Origin of the sequence: Thalassotalea sp. 273M-4, from assembly GCF_041410465.1 — a bacterium.
In the GTDB taxonomy this organism is placed as follows: Bacteria; Pseudomonadota; Gammaproteobacteria; order Enterobacterales; family Alteromonadaceae; genus Thalassotalea_A; species Thalassotalea_A aquiviva.
The window spans coordinates 1,248,455-1,265,854 of the sequence record NZ_CP166961.1 but is presented as its reverse complement, the minus strand read 5'-3'; the positions used below and the strand labels follow the sequence as shown (position 1 = coordinate 1,265,854).

Below are 17,400 nucleotides of genomic sequence, written 5' to 3'. Positions count from 1 at the left end.
TAAAATCATAGGTGATTACTTATTGGTGTATTTTTCCATCCAAGTAAACACTTCACGATACCACTCTTTTAAATTATCAGGTTTGCGAATGTGGTGATCTTCATCTGGAAACATCACTAAGCGCGACTCGATACCTTTGCGCTGCAAGGTGGTAAATGCGGCCAAACTTTGGCCATACGGCACCCGATAATCAAGCTCACCTTGGATCACAAGCATGGGCATTTTCCAGTTATCGACAAAGCGTGAAGGGTCAAACGTATCGTAGGCTTCTTTGTTTTCCCAGTAAGGACCACCAAAGTCGTGCTCAGGGAACCATAATTCCTCGGTTACGTTATAAAAGCTTTTCATATCAAACAAGCCAGCGTGATTCACAATACAGTTAAAACCATCACTCCAGTTACCCATGATCCAGTTCATCATGTAACCACCGTAAGAAGCGCCCAGAGCACAGGCATTATTACGATCTAACCAAGGCTGGTCTTGAACAATAAAGTCGATACCTTTTTGTAAATCTTCTAGTGGTTTACCACCCCAATCATTACTAATTGAGTCGGTAAAAGATTGACCGTAGCCGGTTGAACCGTGAAAGTCGACCATGACCACACCATAGCCTTGGGCAGCCCATAGTTGCGCATTCCAGCGGTAATGGAACATGTTACCAAAGCTACCTTGTGGCCCACCATGGACTAAAAATGCAATCGGATATTTTTCGCCGTATTTATAGTTAGCAGGTTTTACCCAATAGCCATGTACGGTTTCGTTATTCCAGCCTTTAAAATTAAATTGTTGGTATTCGCCTAATTTAACTGCCGCCATTTTTTCTTTATTAACTTGGGTTAACTGACGAAAGCCATACCCGCCTTTGCCAATAGCATAAACATCACTGGGTGAGCCTAAATTATGGCGGGTAAAGATGACGTCATTGGCAGTAACATTAACAGAGCCGGCATAACCTTGGCTGTAAATAGTGCTTACATCACCAAACTGTAGATCAATTTTAAAGATGCTTTTTTGGCCCACATCTTGAGCCACCGCAATAACACTTCGATTATCTGTATCAAATTGAAAACTGGCAATTGATCGATCCCAAAGAGGGGCAATATCACGCACTTCACCGGTACGTAAGTCTTTTAGCATTAAATTAAATTTATCCGACTCGTAGACAGGCGTTTTCATCGCTTTATAAGCTAAGTAACGACCATCCGAAGAATAAACGGGCATCGCATCCCAAGCTTTGTTGTCTTCGGTTAAGTTGCTGATTTTATTGTTTTTTAAATCAACTTCAAACACATCCCAGTTGGTTTGCCAAGCGTGATCTTTACCCGGTGCCTTGGCGGTAAAGGCTAAAGCATTGCCCTCTGGGTGAAACGACACCTCATGCATTCCAGAAATATCGCTGTGCCAGTCGCTCATGAGATCAATGGCTTCAACGGTTTGCTCTTTATCGTTTAGCGTTGCAATAAATAAGTGGTTATAAAACTCATCTTCCCAGGCATCCCAATGGCGAACCATCAGTTGATCGTATGCGCGCGTATTATGCTTTTGCGCTTTTTTATCTGCCATTGCTTGTTCTGTACAGGCAAAATCTTTACAACCAGGATACACATTAAAAGATAAGGCGACTTTGCGTTGATTGGCCGATAATTTATACTGCAAAATATCTAACGCAAAGTTAGTCAGTTGCTTTGCTTCACCACCTTCGGTGCTAATAAACCATAATTGGCTTGAGCCGCTGCGATTTGACAAAAAGAATAAACCTTTGCCATCGTTTGCCCATTGAACAGAACGTTCACTGTGCTGATGGTTGGTTAACTGCTTAACTTTTGCAGAGTCGAGCTGTTGCAAGTATAGGTGATTAGTGCCTTGTTCTTGGCCTTTTTTAAGACCATAAACAAACTGGGTCGCATCGGGTGATACCACCACATCGTGCAGTTGATTTAAACTGTTGAGTTTATCAACGGTTAATACCTCAGCACTGACCGACGTTGTCATTGGCAAAGTAAGCGCGGCTGCGATGGAAAATAATGTCCTTTTCATAGTCTTCTCATTATATGAATATTCAAAATGTTGTGCCGATAAATAGATTACATACTGTATTTTTTCGGTTGCTTAACAGGCGCTAAACATAAAGCTGTTCAAAACCGCCTTAATAATAACAAACGCCCTGACGGGCGTTTGTTATTATAAATTTAATATAATTTATCAGGCCTTTAGGGCGGAATCCAGTTCTTCTATTTTAGCTTTCCAAATAGCAGGTCCAGTGACGTGAGCAGACTCACCTGAGCTGTCTACCGCGACTGTGACAGGCATATCAACCACATCGAACTCATAAATAGCTTCCATTCCAAGCTCTTCAAACGCCACCACACGTGCATGTTTAATTGCTTTAGAGACTAAATAAGCAGCGCCACCAACAGCCATTAAGTACACGGATTTATGTTGTTTAATGCTTTCAATGGTCGCAGGGCCACGTTCGGCTTTACCTATGGTGCCTAGTAAGCCTGTTTCGGCCAGCATCATTTCGGTAAATTTATCCATTCGCGTTGCGGTTGTCGGTCCTGCTGGTCCAACAACTTCATCACGTACCGCATCAACGGGACCAACGTAGTAAATAAATTTATCTTTAAAGTCAACGCCTTTTGGTAAACCTTCACCGGATGCCAATAATTGTTGAATTTTTTTGTGGGCCGCATCGCGACCGGTTAAAATTTTCCCTGTAAGCAATACGGTTTCACCAGTCTTCCAATCACTGATATCGGCTTTTTTAAGTTCGTTTACATTCACCCGGCGAACATTCTCTGAGACTTCCCACGTTACTTGTGGCCAATCTTCCAGTTTTGGTGGGGTTAATTGGGCAGGTCCACTACCATCTAGGTGAAAATGAATGTGACGAGTAGCGGCGCAATTTGGGATCATAACAACCGGCTTAGAGGCCGCGTGTGTTGGCACCGAATTAATTTTGACATCCACCACAGTGGTTAAACCACCGAGACCTTGAGCACCAATGCCAAGCTTATTAACGCGTTCAAAGATTTCAAGGCGCAGTTCTTCTTCGGCATTTTGCGGACCTCGTTCTATCAGGTCTTGAATATCAACCGGATCCATTAAACTTTCTTTCGCGAGCACACCAGCTTTTTCGGCGGTACCACCAATGCCGATGCCCAGCATGCCCGGTGGACACCAGCCAGCCCCCATGGTCGGTAAGGTTTTAACCACCCAATCGGCAATCGAATCACTTGGGTTTAACATGGCCATTTTGGTTTTATTTTCACTGCCGCCACCTTTGGCGGCTATCATAATTTCAACTTGAGAACCTGGCACCATGTCAATATGCACAACAGATGGTGTATTGTCTTTGGTGTTTACCCGCTTGCCTGCAGGATCTGCTACAATCGATGCACGTAATGGGTTATCTGGGTTGTTGTAAGCACGACGCGTACCTTCATCCACCATTTGTTGTACGGTTAAATCTGTTTTATCCCAACGAACATCCATACCAATTTTAACGAAACAGGTGACTATCCCTGTATCTTGACAAATTGGTCGGCGGCCTTCTGCCGACATTCGCGAATTGATAAGAATTTGTGCGATCGCATCTTTAGCGGCTTGCGATTGTTCTTTGTTGTAAGCCTGCTCTAGCGCTTGAACAAAATCTAGAGGGTGGTAAAAGGAGATATATTGAAGTGCATCTTCAATGCTGTCGATAAAGTCTTGTTGTTTGATAACAGTCATGATTCTCTCGGTATTATTAATATGAGACTAGATGATGCGTATCATACAATAGCCCCCTATTAACAACAACATTACGCCCGCGTTGTTTTCTTAATACTTTCCTTACATAAGTTGCTCCATCATCATTCAATCGTTTATATGGCTGACAATTTTGACGATTGGCTTGAAATATTTGTTACAATAATGCCAATTTACTAGCGAATTGCCATAACCTTGGCCAATTGTCATATCAACATGTTTCGGAATAGATTACGTGCATCAAACATCTTCAAAATCAGTCCCATATTACTCAACGCCTCTAAGTTGTTGTCAGTCGCTGTTACCTGAACAGGTATTTTCGATTTGGGCGAATGATACCTGGGCATTTTGGCTCGATTCTAACCAAAGTGAACACGTTGATTGTCGCTACGACATTATGGTGTTTAACCCAACGGTTACCATCAAAACCCAGGCTAGCAGCACGCAAGTATATTGGCCGGATACTGGCGTTAAAAAAGTATCGACCCAAGATCCTTTAGCTCTGGTAAAAGCATTGCTTGAGCAAGAATTTGCACAAACTGAAGAAGATCCAGAGATCCCGTTTTGTGGGGGTGCCGTTGGTTATTTTAGTTACGATTTAGGTCGCCACTTTGAAAGACTGCCAGCCACCAGTGTTGCCGATATCACCTTACCTGATATGGCGGTTGGGATATATCGCCATGCCATTGTCTATGACCGAACCCTAAAAAGTTATACCTTATTCAGTCATGATAACAACCTTGACCACTTAACTGCCCAGATAAAACAACAATTAGAAACCAATCAAGCGTTAATTGAACAGCGAATTAGCAACAATCCATTTGCCCTAAGCAGTGACTGGCAAGCAAATATGAGCGCAAGCCAATACGCCGAAAAGTTTGCCCAAGTGCAACAGTATTTATTGTCTGGCGATTGTTACCAAATTAATTTAGCGCAACGTTTTAGCGCCCATTATCAGGGTGATGAATATAGTGCCTATCTAACATTACGAGAAGCCAATAAAGCACCATTTTCGGCGTTTATGCGCATCGAAGAGGGCAGTATTTTAAGTCTTTCGCCAGAGCGGTTCTTGCAGTTAAAACAACAGAAAGTACAAACCAAACCGATTAAAGGCACAAAACCAAGAAGTGAAAACCCAAAGTTTGACCAAGAACATGCGATTGCGCTACAAAACAGCCCCAAAGATCGGGCTGAAAACCTGATGATTGTTGACTTACTGCGCAATGATATTTCCAAAGTCTGTCGTGCTGGCACCGTAAATGTCCCATCTTTATTTGCTATTGAAAGTTTCCCTGCTGTACATCATTTAGTCAGTACGGTGGAAGGAATGTTAGCGCAGCCATACGATGCGACTGATTTATTGCGGGGTGCTTTTCCTGGCGGCTCGATAACCGGCGCGCCAAAAATTAGAGCCATGGAAATAATTGAAGAGCTTGAACCCCATCGACGCAGTGTTTATTGCGGTTCAATTGGATATATTTCGGCGTGTGGTAAGATGGATACCAGCATTACGATTCGCACCCTCATTTGTGAACATGATCGCATCCATTGTTGGGCTGGCGGTGGTTTAGTCGCGGATTCGCAAGTTGATAGTGAATATCAAGAAACCTTTGATAAAGTAAATAAAATATTGCCAATATTAAAACAGTCAGTCTAACCTAGAGTTTAGAGTGTCAACTTAGGTAGCAAAGAATGAATAAACAGCAGTTTATGCAACGTTTTAGTTTTCATGACTTGTCATTGCAACCGTCAACATTTAAACACCTTGGCCATGCCAAAGAAGCCGGGGTGCTCATTCCTTTAGTGGCAGGGACCAAGGGTTTAGAGGTTATTTTAACGCGTCGTGCAAGTCACTTAAAACACCACCCCGGGCAAATCAGTTTTCCTGGCGGAAAAGTTGAACCCGAAGATCTTAATCTGCAACATACCGCTTTAAGAGAAGCGCAAGAAGAGATTGGCCTAAGCCCTAGTGATGTTGATGTTTTTGGTCAGTTACCACAGTATCAAACCCTCACGGGCTATGTGATCACACCTATTTTAGGTTTTATCCCCAGCAATTATGATTTTAAGGTTGATAGCAACGAAGTGGCCGAAGTCTTTCAAGTGCCCTTTTCACATTTCATAAATGAACGTAACCACCTTCATGTGCCCATTAACCGAGACGGCCATACCCATACTGTCTATTTTATGCCATATTTACATTACAATATTTGGGGGGCCACAGCGGCTATCATGAAAGACTTAGTGACTCACCTCAAATTAGATTAAAAAAGCCATTTTGGTAGTGTGAATAATTTCACCTTTAATGTAGAATCCGAACATAATTTCTTAGAAGTGTATAACAACACTCTTTTATTCAGGTTTTATTATGATAAGTGTATTTGATATGTTCTCGATTGGGATCGGCCCATCGAGTTCCCATACAGTTGGGCCTATGCGAGCGGCGAACCGTTTCATAGAGTCATTAAAACAAAACAATCTTTTCCAAGACGTTGACTGCATCAAAGTCGAACTGTTTGGTTCGTTAGGACAAACGGGGATTGGTCATGGTACAGGTAAAGCGGTTATCTTAGGATTACATGGGGAAGCACCTGAGTCGATAGCCGTTGACCACATTGATAGTATTTTAAACACCACGGTAGCAAGTCAGCAAATTCATTTAAATAATGAAAAATATATCCAGTTTCCCAAAAAAGACGCGATAGTGTATCACCGCCGAAAAACCCTTCCGGCTCATGCCAATGCTATGACTATTTATGCGTATCAAGAGAGTGGGCTCATTTTAGAAAAAACCTACTATTCAATTGGTGGCGGCTTTATTGTTGAAGATACTGAGTTTGAACAAGAAAAAAATAAAGCCTTGTCATTACACGCTAATATTGATCGCCCCTATCGCTTTAGCAGCGCCGACGAACTCCTAAGTTTGTGCTCAGAGCATGGTCTGAGCATCAGCTCGATTATGATGGCCAACGAGAAATGCCTGAATGATGAAGCCTTTATTCGCAAAGAGCTGATCAAAATTTGGAAAGCAATGTACGCTTGTGTTGAGCGTGGTATAAAAACAGAGGGGATATTACCCGGTGGTCTTAAAGTGACACGTCGAGCGCCCTCATTGTATCGTTTACTGAATGCTGAAAAATCGTCCGACCCATTACAAGCAATGGATTGGGTCAACTTATTTGCCTTGGCCGTGAACGAAGAAAACGCAGCTGGCTCTCAAGTTGTGACGGCGCCAACAAATGGTGCGGCTGGCATTTTACCTGCGGTTCTTTGTTACTATGATAAATTTGTCAAACCGGTTACCGATGAAGAATGTATTCGATACCTGTTAACGGCAGCCGCGATTGGTATTTTGTACAAAACCAATGCGTCAATTTCTGGCGCCGAAGTCGGATGTCAAGGTGAAGTCGGCGTCGCCTGCTCCATGGCTGCCGGCGCTCTCACCGAGATCCTTGGTGGTAACCCGAAACAAGTAGAAAATGCGGCCGAAATTGGGATGGAACATAACTTAGGCTTAACCTGCGATCCTGTCGGTGGTTTGGTACAAGTACCTTGTATCGAGCGCAACGCGATGGGAGCTGTTAAAGCCATAAATGCATCTAGGCTGGCGATGCGTGGCACCGGCACTCAAAAAGTATCGTTAGACAAAGTGATCAAAACGATGTGGGAAACCGGTAACGATATGAAAACGAAATATAAAGAAACCTCGCGCGGTGGCTTAGCGGTAAACATCATCGAATGTTAATCACTTGCGAACAACACCGTGTTGTTCGCAATACCATTTGCAAGAAAAGCGTTAACAATAAAAAAGAGCTAAGGCTCTTTTTTATTTAATCGGTAAATTGATGTGTCCAATAAGCTTTTCTATTTCTTGATTGTTTTTTAATAACATGGCTTGTGTAACCACATTTTTGTCAAGGTGAGGAGCAAAGCGTTCGATAAAATCAAACATATAACTGCGTAAAAACGAACCTCGGCGAAAACCAATCTTAGTGGTGCTTTGCTCAAATAAATGACTTGCATCGAGTACCACCAAATCGGCATCTTGCACTGGGTCTACCGCCATAGTAGCAATCACACCAATACCAATTCCCATACGAACATACGTTTTAATGACATCAGCATCGGTGGCAGTAAACACAATTTTAGGTTCAAGATTGGCCTGCTGAAATGCCTTATCCAACACGGAACGGCCAGTAAAACCAAATACATAAGTCACTAAAGGATGAGCGGCCACATCTTCAATGGTAATATGGGACTTTTTGGCTAAGGGGTGATCTTTTTTAACTATGATGCTTCTATTCCAATGATAGCAAGGTAACATTATTAAATCGTTATAAAGGTGCAAAGACTCGGTCGCAATGGCAAAATCGGCCTCCCCTTTTGCCGCAGCATCACTGATTTGCGCAGGTGTACCTTGATACATATGCAAAGAAACTTTGTCATACTTTTTGACAAAACCATTAATCACTTCAGGTAATGCATATCGAGCTTGGGTATGAGTGGTCGCGATACGTAACTTGCCTTCATCTGGGCGAGTATATTCCTTGGAAACCGATTTAATCCCTTCCACTTTCGACAGAATTTCTGCCGCAATGTGAATAATATCAGCGCCGGCTTGGGTTACATGAGTCAGATGTTTTCCTGAGCGCCCAAATATCTGCACACCAAGTTCATCTTCAAGCATTCTCACTTGCTTACTGATCCCTGGTTGTGAGGTAAATAATGACTCAGCGGTAGCCGAAACATTTAGGTTATTGTTTAAAACTTCAACGATGTAACGCAGTTGCTGTAACTTCATATGGAATAAATAATTATTTTCTTATAATCAAAATATATATTAATACGATTACATAATCTACAGGGTAAAGTGAATTATCGCCGTTTTTAACCGGTTAAATAAAACCATCACAGCTATTTACCTTATTCAAGTACCGTTAACAAACAATACGAATGCAATAATATTCACTTGGCCTGCTGAATCTGGTTGGCTTCTTCAAACCACCTATTGTGATGCTGTTTTGCCCAATTATGATCAACATAGCCTGTGGTCATTGCCGATAACGTTCCTGGCGCTAAAATCGTCGCCATAAACATATGCACAATGGCAAACGCTGCTATGAATATCGCCGAACTCGCGTGAACTAATAATGCGATTAAACTTGCGGTTCTGCTAACCGATAACGCTTGAGGAAACATTAACATGAAACCAGAAACGACCACGGCTACGCCAGCAAAGGCAAGAGTCCAATACCAAATTTTCTCGCCAGCATTGACAAAGCCTGAATCCGGATGTTTGTGCTTTAATGGACCAATATTGAAATAACCGCCACCGACTTTAAACCATTCCAAATCGGTTCTAGAAGGAATATTGGTTTTTAGCCACCGAATACAAATCAGCAACCAACCCAGTATAAATGGGTAGACCATAATATCGTGTGACGCTTTGGCATAATAAATAATGGATGCCCAAGCACTGCCAACATTTGGCTCAATTAGGTATTTTCCGGTTAATAAGGTCGCACCTGAGATGATCAAGAAAAGACAAGGAATCGCACATAACCAATGAATAAAAATATCAACGCTTGCCCAGCGCTTGATGGTTTTGCCACTCATTCCCCCTTCGACCTTGGCACTGCCGTTAATTAAGGTAAATAAGGTAAAAAGGATAATCATGCCAAAAATGGCCACTAAAATCGCTGGGACTAAGTAATCACTGCGCCAAGACAGCATTGTTAAATCATAGGGATTAATCGTTTGGGAATGAAAACGACTTGTTGAAACCGTAAAACCTTGCTCCAAACTGCCAATATGTTGCCAGTCTTGGACATCTGTCACCCCGGTAGATTCGAGTACCGCACGTATTTCAGGCGAGATAGGGTTGAATGCATTTGCCTTAAAGGGCACTTCTTGCGTTCCTTCTTGTGCCTGTACGAAGGACACTAGAAGATAAGCTGGCGCTTTACTTTCTGCGCTTTTTTCAGAGCCGAAAACGAGGTTATTTGACATACTATAAAAAATCATAATAACCAGCACTGTGCTCATAATATGGATAAATTTTTTCATAGTAACTCCAATTATCAGTCTTGAGCTTTATTGGCATTACGAAAATTAACGCGTTGCTCAAAGATTTCGCCAATGACTTGGGCATCCCCAGCTAACAGCGACTTTGTTGCACAAAATTCCGCGCACAATGGTAGTTTTCCTTCTGCAATGCGGTTAGCGCCATATTTTTCACGCTCGGCTTGACTGTGATCTTCTTCGGGCCCCCCGGCGCAAAAAGTGCATTTGTCCATTTTGCCACGGTTACCAAAATTTCCATTTTGAGGAAATTGCGGAGCGCCATAAGGGCAAGCATACAAACAATACCCACAGCCGATACATCCATCTTTGTCGTGCAACACAATACCGTCTTCGGTTTTATAAATCACTTTCGCCGGGCAAACTTGCATACAAGGGGCATCATCACAGTGCATACAAGAAATACTGATCGATGCTTCATTAATTTCGCCTTCATTAACAGTGACTACACGTCGACGCTGAATCCCCCACTCTAATGCGCTATCATTTTCATTTTTACATGCGGTGACACAACCATTGCATTCAATACAACGTTCGGTATCGCATAAAAACTTCATCTTGGCCATCGTTGTTATCTCCTTAAGTGCGACCCGTTACGCTCTCGTTACTTGGCACAAAGAACACTTGGTTTCTTGCATTTGAGTGACGGGGTCATAGCCATAAGTTAACGCCGTGTTTGCCGACTCCCCCAAAATATAAGGTGCCGTTCCCTCGGGGTATTTATCCAGTAAACTTTCACCACTCATTACCCCAGCAAAATGAAACGGCATCCACACCAGGCCTTTATGAACACGCGGTGTGACCATCGCTTTAATTTTTATCCTGCCACCTTCAGCACCTTCTAGCCAAATATCATCCCAATTTTTTATGCCCCGCTGGGCGGCATCCTCAGGGTGAATTTCAGCGAACATTTCTTGCTGTAATTCTGCCAGCCAAATATTGGTTCGGGTTTCTTCTCCACCACCTTCGTATTCAACTAATCGGCCTGAGCTTAATTGCAATGGGTATTTATCGGTGAAATCTTGTTGTTGGATCGATCGGTATAAGGTTGGTAAACGATGTACCCGCATGTCTTCATAGGTGGGGTATTTCGCCACTAAATCTCGACGAGGCGCGTATAAAGGTTCACGATGAATTGGAATGGGATCTGGAAAAGTCCATACATTACAACGCGCCTTAGCATTACCATAAGGCGTGCAGCCGTGTTCAAGCGCCACCCGAATGATGCCTCCTGATAAGTCGGTTTTCCAATTTCGGCCTTCTGCTTGTGCTTTTTCATCCGTGGTTAAATCATCCCACCAGCCCAGTTGTTTCAGCATTTCGCCACTAAATTCTGGGTAGCCCCCTTTAATTTCAGACCCCAAAGAATACGAGCCTTCTGCGAGCAAATTGTCACCGTTGTGCTCGACCCCAAATCGAGCTCTAAAATTTGAGCCACCTTGTTTAACGTGTAAATTGGTATTATACAAAATCGCGGTGCCAGGGTGTTTTTGCTCAGGTGTTCCCCAACACGGCCAAGGTAAACCATAATATTCGCCTTTTACCTCACCAGATTTAGCCTGTAAGTCTTCAAAACTAAAATCGCCCCAATGCAGAGTATGATATTGCAAACGCTCGGGACTTTGCCCTGACATGCCGATAGTCCACATCCCCCGATTGTATTCTCGGGTGATGTCCTCTATAAGTAAGCCATTATCCGTTTTACCAATATTTTTAGTGAACTCCTTCGAAAATCCCAAATATTGCGACAATAAATACATAATTTCGGTATCGGGTTTGGATTCGAATAACGGTTCAATCACCTGTTGGCGCCACTGAATAGAACGACTGGTATTGGTCACGCTACCATAAGACTCATAACAGGTTGCAGCTGGCAGTATATAAACGCCGTCGGTACGGTTATGTAAAACCGCCGCCATCGTTGGGTAGGGATCAACAACAACGACCGTTTCTAATTTATTTAATGCGTCTCGTACCTCATTTTGTCGAGTCTCGGTATTAATCGACTGGCCCCAGAAAAACGCCAAACGAATTTTATCGGCTTGCGCAATGTCCTTTTTCTCTTCTAAGACACCATCATGCCAACGTGAACAGGGGATCCCAGGGCTTGTCATGGGCTGCCTCCCCAGATATTCACCCTGATCAAAGTTGCCCTTGACCCATTGATAATCTAGATCCCAAACCCGACTCCAATGTTGCCAAGCAGCAGTCGTTAAGCCATAGTAACCTGGCAATGAGTCAAACAGCACCCCTAAATCCGTTGCGCCTTGAACGTTGTCATGACCACGTAATATATTGGCACCGCTTCCGCTCACCCCAACATTGCCTAAGGCTAACTGCAAGATACAATATGCGCGGGTATTTGAATTCCCAATATGGTGTTGAGTCCCCCCCATACACCAAACGATACTGCCTGGGCGGTTTTCGGCGATGGTTTTAGCGGCTTTAAACAGCACGTCTTTAGGGATATCGGTAATGTTGCTTACGGTATCTGGATCGTATTTTGCCACTTCTGCCCGGATATCATCCATCGCATACACGCGCTGTTCAATAAACGCCTTATCTTCCCAACCTTGCTCAAATATGTGCCAAAGTAAACCATAAATAAATGGTATATCGGTGCCTGGTCGGATGGGACAATATAAATGTGAATGCACCGCCGTGCGGGTATATCTGGGATCGGCTACCACAATCTTAGCTCCCCGCTCTTTGGCCAGCAGTATGTGTTGCATTGCTATAGGGTGCGCTTCGGCAGGATTGGAGCCAACCAACAACACCGCTTTGGCATTGCGAAAATCATTTAAGGTATTCGTTTGCGCACCATATCCCCAAGTATTGGCGACACCTGCGACCGTGGTTGAGTGACAAATTCGAGCAGAGTGATCAACGTTATTGGTGCCCCACATGGCGGCAAACTTACGCATCATATAGGCACTTTCATTTGAAAATTTCGCACTGCCCATAAAGTACACGGAATCGGGTCCAGACTGTTGACGAATGTTTTTCATCTGATCTGTGACCTCAGTTAACGCTTGTTGCCATGAGAGCCGCTGCCACTTGCCATTCGCAAGTTTGAGTGGGTATTTAACCCGACGTTTGCCGATACCATGCTCTCTCTCTGCCGCCCCTTTGGCGCAGTGACTGCCACGAGATATGGGATGATCAAATGCCGGCTCTTGCCCCGTCCACAACCCGTTTTGAACCTCGGCATAAATACCACACCCCACCGCACAAGAGCTACATACGGTACGTTTAACAACCGTTTTAACATCATGGTTTACGTATTCACTGGCTGATGACTTTCGCATCATCGAGGCACCTAACACCGATGTCGCAACAACTCCGGTCGTTGTTAACCCAGCTGTTTTTAGAAACTGGCGCCGATTAAGCTGACTGTCGCTCTCTGTGCTGGGCTTATTGGCATCGACGATTGCGACTTTTTTAGTAAGTTTCATCTCTAACCTCACCTTAATTATCTCGTAAGGAGAGATAGTATCGTTTGATATGATCTGTTAATTGATAGCCTGATGGTTGTGGCTTTGAAGGTGCTACAGGTTCGCCTTCGAAATGATCGCTAAGTTTACTGGCTAAGGGAACAGAAATACCGACAATACCAATACACTTGAGTGCATGGCGACGTTGCTGAAAATTGGTTTGTTTCATATGACCTTCCAAATCACCCTACACCCTTACCTCAAAGGTAAAAGTAAGTGGTGATAGCAGTCAAACAAAGCGATAGCCTGTTTACCATTAAGAAGCGACTATCTTGCCTCTAACTTAACGTGTCGCTGTGCTAATCGCGTTTGCTCTTGCTGTAAGAATATGAAAGTCAGCTGCCCAACTTTTTGATAAAATGGACTGGCTTGATTATTGATTAACTGTTTACAAAATATTTGGTACCACGGCTGTAAGTGTTGCTCAAAGAATGCAAGCTGCTGATCTTCGCCCTCTGTGTCCATAAGTATAGCCATCACTTGTAAGATTGCCGTAATATGATCTTCAGGCTCTTTATTGTGCTTATCTCGAACAATGGCTAAGACTCTTAAATGCTCACGCAGCTTGACTAATGAATCAGACATTAAGTGACCATCAAGGTACCAACTCGCATAAGGACTGACCTCGCCCTCAGATAGACCAATAAACAAAGTAAAAAATTGTTGTTCTAATAACTCAACATTATCACCGAGAGCTTGTTGCTGTAGGGCTGCCAAGGCACTGAGTAACGGTTGATTGTCCCCATGGTCAAATCGAACCTGTAACTGTTGAATAAATTCTAATAAGTTTTGCGCTGGCGGTTGCTGATAGAGGGCCGCCAATAACTGATATACATCTTGACGAAAGTAAGGCTCATTAGATGTTGTCTGTTGCTTTACATTCATAACCTATCTCAACTGTTTATTAGGATCATCAATCACCTCAACAACCATATCTTTTACCCGACAATCTGCGCACATTTGTAAGCGCTTAGGATTGGCGGCAAATGCACTGTGGGTTGACAACATTTGCATCATGCGCTCGACCATAGACGTTGTTGCAAAGGCTTCATTGCAACGAATGCAATGAAAAGGTTGTTCTTGTTTTATAATTTGCGCACGATTACGGTTATCTGCAGCCAAGTTTATTTGACTTTTAAGGTTAATCACTTTCTCTGGACATGATTGTTCACATAAATGGCATTGAACACAGGCTTGTTCATGAAAGCGTAAAATTGGCTGCTCCATTTCGGCTTGCAATGCCGCCGTTGGGCAAGCTGAAACACACGCCATGCACAAAGTACACCCAGAGGTATCTACCTCGATAGTGCCATAAGGTGCGTTATTTAGGGCAATCACATCAGCACACTGGCTGCCAAATTGATTTAGATGGTCAAGCGCAGCATAAAACAATTCGCGTTTATTTAAGGCACCAAACGATGCTAAGGGAACATGGGTAAACTGTGAATTTGGAAATAAATCTTCCCTTAAAACAGGGTGTAACAAGACGTTGTCATCAACGTATATATGGATGCTCGCTTGATAACCGAGATGCTCAAGCAGTGAATTGGCAAACGCCACGTTTTCGCGCAATAAGGATTCACTATCTCGAGAATGACAAATAACCACCACCTGCTCTGCGCCCAAAGCAAGCGTGGCCAACATGTGTTCAATGGCTAAAGCGCCAATTTCTTCCATGGTAAATGGCAGGACATGTTGGGCTAAGGTCGATAACTTTTGTGCAAGATTAACGCTGTCATCATAAAAAACCACCATTGGTTTTGATTTCCCTTGTTGGTAATAATTGGCAATGATCTCTCTGACGTGTTGGAGCATAGATAACGGCTGAGGCTGTTGATAAGCAATTGCCCCTGTTGGGCAAATACTGGTGCATTCGCCACTGCCATGGCACACGTGTTGATTTATCTCTATCTTCAGGTTTTTGATCGATATCGCATCGGCGGAACATACATCCAAACAACGGCTACAGCCTAGCAAATCATTGCGTGAATGTGCGCATAAAGCTGGGTTAATCTCAACATACCGAGGCTTTTCAATAACGCCAATATAGTCGCTAATAGAGGCCGCGACCTGTTGTAAGTCTTGCTCACTGTCCGCTAAGTAAAAGTAGCCAGGAGGAGGCAATGCTTGTGCTAGCGTTGGGATTTGGCCCAAATCCATTACAATATCAAAATGAGCATTTTCAACCGCCATCGGTGCCAATGACACGCTCTGCCCCTGATGTTCAACGTCAACCTTAAATTGGCCTAAAAATCCGTTTACCTTAACCAGTTTATCGTAATAAACCGATACCCCTTGACTCACCTGCATGGCCAGCTCTAACCGAGGTAAGTCGTCGTTTTTTGTCGCTTGATTCACTAAAATTGTTAGCGATGAAGGATCGGGTAAAAATTGACAAGCAAGCCGACACAAATCTTCGGGGCCTATGAGTAAAACATGGCCCTGACTTTGGTAACGAACATGGCCTGCTAATAAGTTGGTATTAGCTGGAAACTTATCATACAAGGCTTGCCTAAGCTGTTGGTGATCTAAACTCATTTTCTTTGGCTATCCTTTTTAATAAGCGATGTGCGTGCACAGGGGGTTAACAACGTTTAAACGACTTGTGGTCCGAAATAAATCACACTGTTGCCGATATAACTGGCGTTGCACAGCCCTTTGCAATACTTTACGTTTGAGTATAGTTAGCAATAATGAAAGTGTCTTCTTATAGACTTTTGGGCTATTTTTACAGCCTTTAGCTTTTTCTCGGCTAAAGCCCTACTTTAGGGGCGCTAGGCACTATTACTATGGTCTTTTTTGATCGCAACTTGGTCTGTTAAATCCACATCGTTTGATCTTAACGTTGAAGCGTTATCCTGTTGTTTAGGTTCGGCTTTTAATTTTTGTTGGAGCTTCTGTTGTAAAGATTGCTGCTGAACCCGGCCAGCCGTATGAATCGTTGAAGGGGTTGGTTGTGGATCAGGCTCCTGCTGCTCGTCCATCAATAAGCACTGATAAACTTGCGCAAATAATTTATCAACTTCACAGGACGTCAGCTTAGGTTGATTAGAAAAGTCCTGATCACATTGCTCTAAGCCATCAAGTTGTTGAAATTGGGGTTGTTGCCAAAGATGCTGTAAGGCGTTTTGCTGCACCTGAGGATCAAGTTCTTGATCCATAAAACAAGCAAAGCTGCCACCATTTTCAATTTCATCCGGGTTAGGAAGTGGCTCTTGCTTATGCGCTGAAGGCGAAACATGACTGCTCGTGGCGTTACTGTCAGCAAGGTCTGATTTTTCATCCAAAGGTTCTGCTTGAGGTATTTCATTGCCAATGCGAGGGGGGTCATCAGATCTGGCTAGATCATCCTTAGACTGATGCCTATTGGCGTGTTCAGACGAAACAACGGGGTGATTAGAGTTAGCTTTAGCGTGTAACCAACGTCGAAAAAAGCTTGCTTTATTGACCATAAGTTGCTCGTTTTGGTGCCGTTTTTGCAAAAGGCTCAGGCTGTAATTTAGCTTTCCTTGCTTTGCCTTGTTTAAATCGCGCATGCTCTTTCTTTTGATTCACATGCCGGCGTCGATGCGCGCAAATAGGCACTTCACCATGGCGAGTAATAAACGCCTCAATCCAACAAGCAATTGCTGCTGGCATGTCAATACTCAGTACCGGTGTGTCGGCTTCAAGACAAGCGGTTGCAAGGCTTTGTTCAGCGGTAACTGACGCCGGTAGCCAAGTATCGTCGGCTAATAAATCACAAAGAATAAAAAGTTTTGGCTGATCTAAGTCTAAATTAAGGCGATAACTTGCGCGCTCATCCTGAAAAAGTTCAAGAAACACCAGTTTACTGCCTACCGGTTGTGGCTGATCAGCACTGATAAAGTGGTCAATATGCCAGTTATCAGTCGGCCAACCATTAAAGCGAGCGGTTGAACGCGTGACTAAGACATATAGGGGCCATACGTTGTCGCTACGTTGCCATTTTTGCTCTGTTGCTGCCATTTTGCCCTCATCCACATACTGCAATGCTTTCACTCAAATCAAGTGTAACGATACTCTAAGAATACCGATGAACATTTAATACCATTTC

General features: G+C 43.4%; 14 protein-coding genes. 3 read left to right on the top strand and 11 right to left on the bottom strand.

Annotation, left to right across the window (positions count from 1 at the left end; genetic code table 11):
- Positions 1–15: 15 nt before the first annotated feature.
- Entirely contained in the window at positions 16–2,037 is a 2,022-nt protein-coding gene (locus tag ACAY00_RS05640) for a prolyl oligopeptidase family serine peptidase (protein WP_371378437.1), read from the bottom strand.
- Positions 2,038–2,202: 165 nt separating this feature from the next.
- Complete coding sequence (locus ACAY00_RS05635) at positions 2,203–3,732, bottom strand: fumarate hydratase (RefSeq protein ID WP_371378434.1); 1,530 nt, start codon at positions 3,730–3,732, stop codon at positions 2,203–2,205.
- 253 nt (positions 3,733–3,985) lie between these two features.
- Between ACAY00_RS05635 and pabB the strand changes: the two genes are divergently transcribed.
- The 3 genes from pabB (at position 3,986) to ACAY00_RS05620 (ending at position 7,495) form a co-directional block, all read left to right on the top strand.
- Complete coding sequence (pabB, locus tag ACAY00_RS05630) at positions 3,986–5,407, top strand: aminodeoxychorismate synthase component I (protein WP_409375230.1); 1,422 nt, start codon at positions 3,986–3,988, stop codon at positions 5,405–5,407.
- Positions 5,408–5,442: 35 nt separating this feature from the next.
- The gene (locus tag ACAY00_RS05625) at positions 5,443–6,018 is read left to right on the top strand and encodes a CoA pyrophosphatase (RefSeq protein WP_371378432.1); all 576 of its coding nucleotides are present in this window, start codon (positions 5,443–5,445) and stop codon (positions 6,016–6,018) included.
- A 100-nt stretch (positions 6,019–6,118) separates the two neighbouring features.
- A complete protein-coding gene (locus tag ACAY00_RS05620) occupies positions 6,119–7,495 on the top strand; it encodes an L-serine ammonia-lyase (protein WP_371378429.1) in 1,377 nt (458 codons plus the stop codon).
- 81 nt (positions 7,496–7,576) lie between these two features.
- Here the strand turns inward: ACAY00_RS05620 and cysB are convergent, their stop codons facing one another.
- From cysB to ACAY00_RS05575, 9 genes are all read right to left on the bottom strand, one after another.
- Positions 7,577–8,551, bottom strand: a complete 975-nt coding sequence (cysB, locus tag ACAY00_RS05615) for an HTH-type transcriptional regulator CysB (protein WP_371378426.1) — start codon at positions 8,549–8,551, stop codon at positions 7,577–7,579.
- 164 nt (positions 8,552–8,715) lie between these two features.
- Positions 8,716–9,816, bottom strand: a complete 1,101-nt coding sequence (locus tag ACAY00_RS05610; RefSeq protein ID WP_371378423.1) for a formate dehydrogenase subunit gamma — start codon at positions 9,814–9,816, stop codon at positions 8,716–8,718.
- Between the two features lie 14 nt (positions 9,817–9,830).
- Entirely contained in the window at positions 9,831–10,397 is a 567-nt protein-coding gene (gene fdh3B / locus ACAY00_RS05605; protein ID WP_371378421.1) for a formate dehydrogenase FDH3 subunit beta, read from the bottom strand.
- A gap of 27 nt (positions 10,398–10,424) precedes the next feature.
- Positions 10,425–13,286 carry a formate dehydrogenase subunit alpha gene (locus ACAY00_RS05600; protein WP_371378419.1) on the bottom strand — a complete coding sequence of 954 codons (2,862 nt, stop codon included), beginning with the start codon at positions 13,284–13,286 and terminating at the stop codon, positions 10,425–10,427.
- 13 nt (positions 13,287–13,299) lie between these two features.
- Positions 13,300–13,494 carry a hypothetical protein gene (locus tag ACAY00_RS05595; protein WP_371378417.1) on the bottom strand — a complete coding sequence of 65 codons (195 nt, stop codon included), beginning with the start codon at positions 13,492–13,494 and terminating at the stop codon, positions 13,300–13,302.
- A gap of 98 nt (positions 13,495–13,592) precedes the next feature.
- Positions 13,593–14,210 carry a molecular chaperone gene (locus ACAY00_RS05590; RefSeq protein WP_371378414.1) on the bottom strand — a complete coding sequence of 206 codons (618 nt, stop codon included), beginning with the start codon at positions 14,208–14,210 and terminating at the stop codon, positions 13,593–13,595.
- Between the two features lie 3 nt (positions 14,211–14,213).
- A complete protein-coding gene (locus ACAY00_RS05585; protein WP_371378411.1) occupies positions 14,214–15,863 on the bottom strand; it encodes a 4Fe-4S binding protein in 1,650 nt (549 codons plus the stop codon).
- Between the two features lie 236 nt (positions 15,864–16,099).
- Positions 16,100–16,777, bottom strand: a complete 678-nt coding sequence (locus tag ACAY00_RS05580; protein WP_371378408.1) for a DUF3306 domain-containing protein — start codon at positions 16,775–16,777, stop codon at positions 16,100–16,102.
- On the bottom strand, positions 16,767–17,312 hold the full coding sequence (locus ACAY00_RS05575) for a DUF3305 domain-containing protein (protein WP_371378405.1): 546 nt from the start codon (positions 17,310–17,312) through the stop codon (positions 16,767–16,769). The genes ACAY00_RS05580 and ACAY00_RS05575 overlap by 11 nt, the downstream gene beginning before the upstream one ends.
- Positions 17,313–17,400: the final 88 nt, after the last annotated feature.

Coding starts and splice junctions, on each gene's coding strand:
- ACAY00_RS05640 (WP_371378437.1), bottom strand. CDS start 2,037: ATGAAAAGGACATTATTTTCCATCGCAGCCGCGCTTACTTTGCCAATG.
- ACAY00_RS05635 (WP_371378434.1), bottom strand. CDS start 3,732: ATGACTGTTATCAAACAACAAGACTTTATCGACAGCATTGAAGATGCA.
- ACAY00_RS05625 (WP_371378432.1), top strand. CDS start 5,443: ATGAATAAACAGCAGTTTATGCAACGTTTTAGTTTTCATGACTTGTCA.
- ACAY00_RS05620 (WP_371378429.1), top strand. CDS start 6,119: ATGATAAGTGTATTTGATATGTTCTCGATTGGGATCGGCCCATCGAGT.
- cysB (WP_371378426.1), bottom strand. CDS start 8,551: ATGAAGTTACAGCAACTGCGTTACATCGTTGAAGTTTTAAACAATAAC.
- ACAY00_RS05610 (WP_371378423.1), bottom strand. CDS start 9,816: ATGAAAAAATTTATCCATATTATGAGCACAGTGCTGGTTATTATGATT.
- fdh3B (WP_371378421.1), bottom strand. CDS start 10,397: ATGGCCAAGATGAAGTTTTTATGCGATACCGAACGTTGTATTGAATGC.
- ACAY00_RS05600 (WP_371378419.1), bottom strand. CDS start 13,286: ATGAAACTTACTAAAAAAGTCGCAATCGTCGATGCCAATAAGCCCAGC.
- ACAY00_RS05595 (WP_371378417.1), bottom strand. CDS start 13,494: ATGAAACAAACCAATTTTCAGCAACGTCGCCATGCACTCAAGTGTATT.
- ACAY00_RS05590 (WP_371378414.1), bottom strand. CDS start 14,210: ATGAATGTAAAGCAACAGACAACATCTAATGAGCCTTACTTTCGTCAA.
- ACAY00_RS05585 (WP_371378411.1), bottom strand. CDS start 15,863: ATGAGTTTAGATCACCAACAGCTTAGGCAAGCCTTGTATGATAAGTTT.
- ACAY00_RS05580 (WP_371378408.1), bottom strand. CDS start 16,777: ATGGTCAATAAAGCAAGCTTTTTTCGACGTTGGTTACACGCTAAAGCT.
- ACAY00_RS05575 (WP_371378405.1), bottom strand. CDS start 17,312: ATGGCAGCAACAGAGCAAAAATGGCAACGTAGCGACAACGTATGGCCC.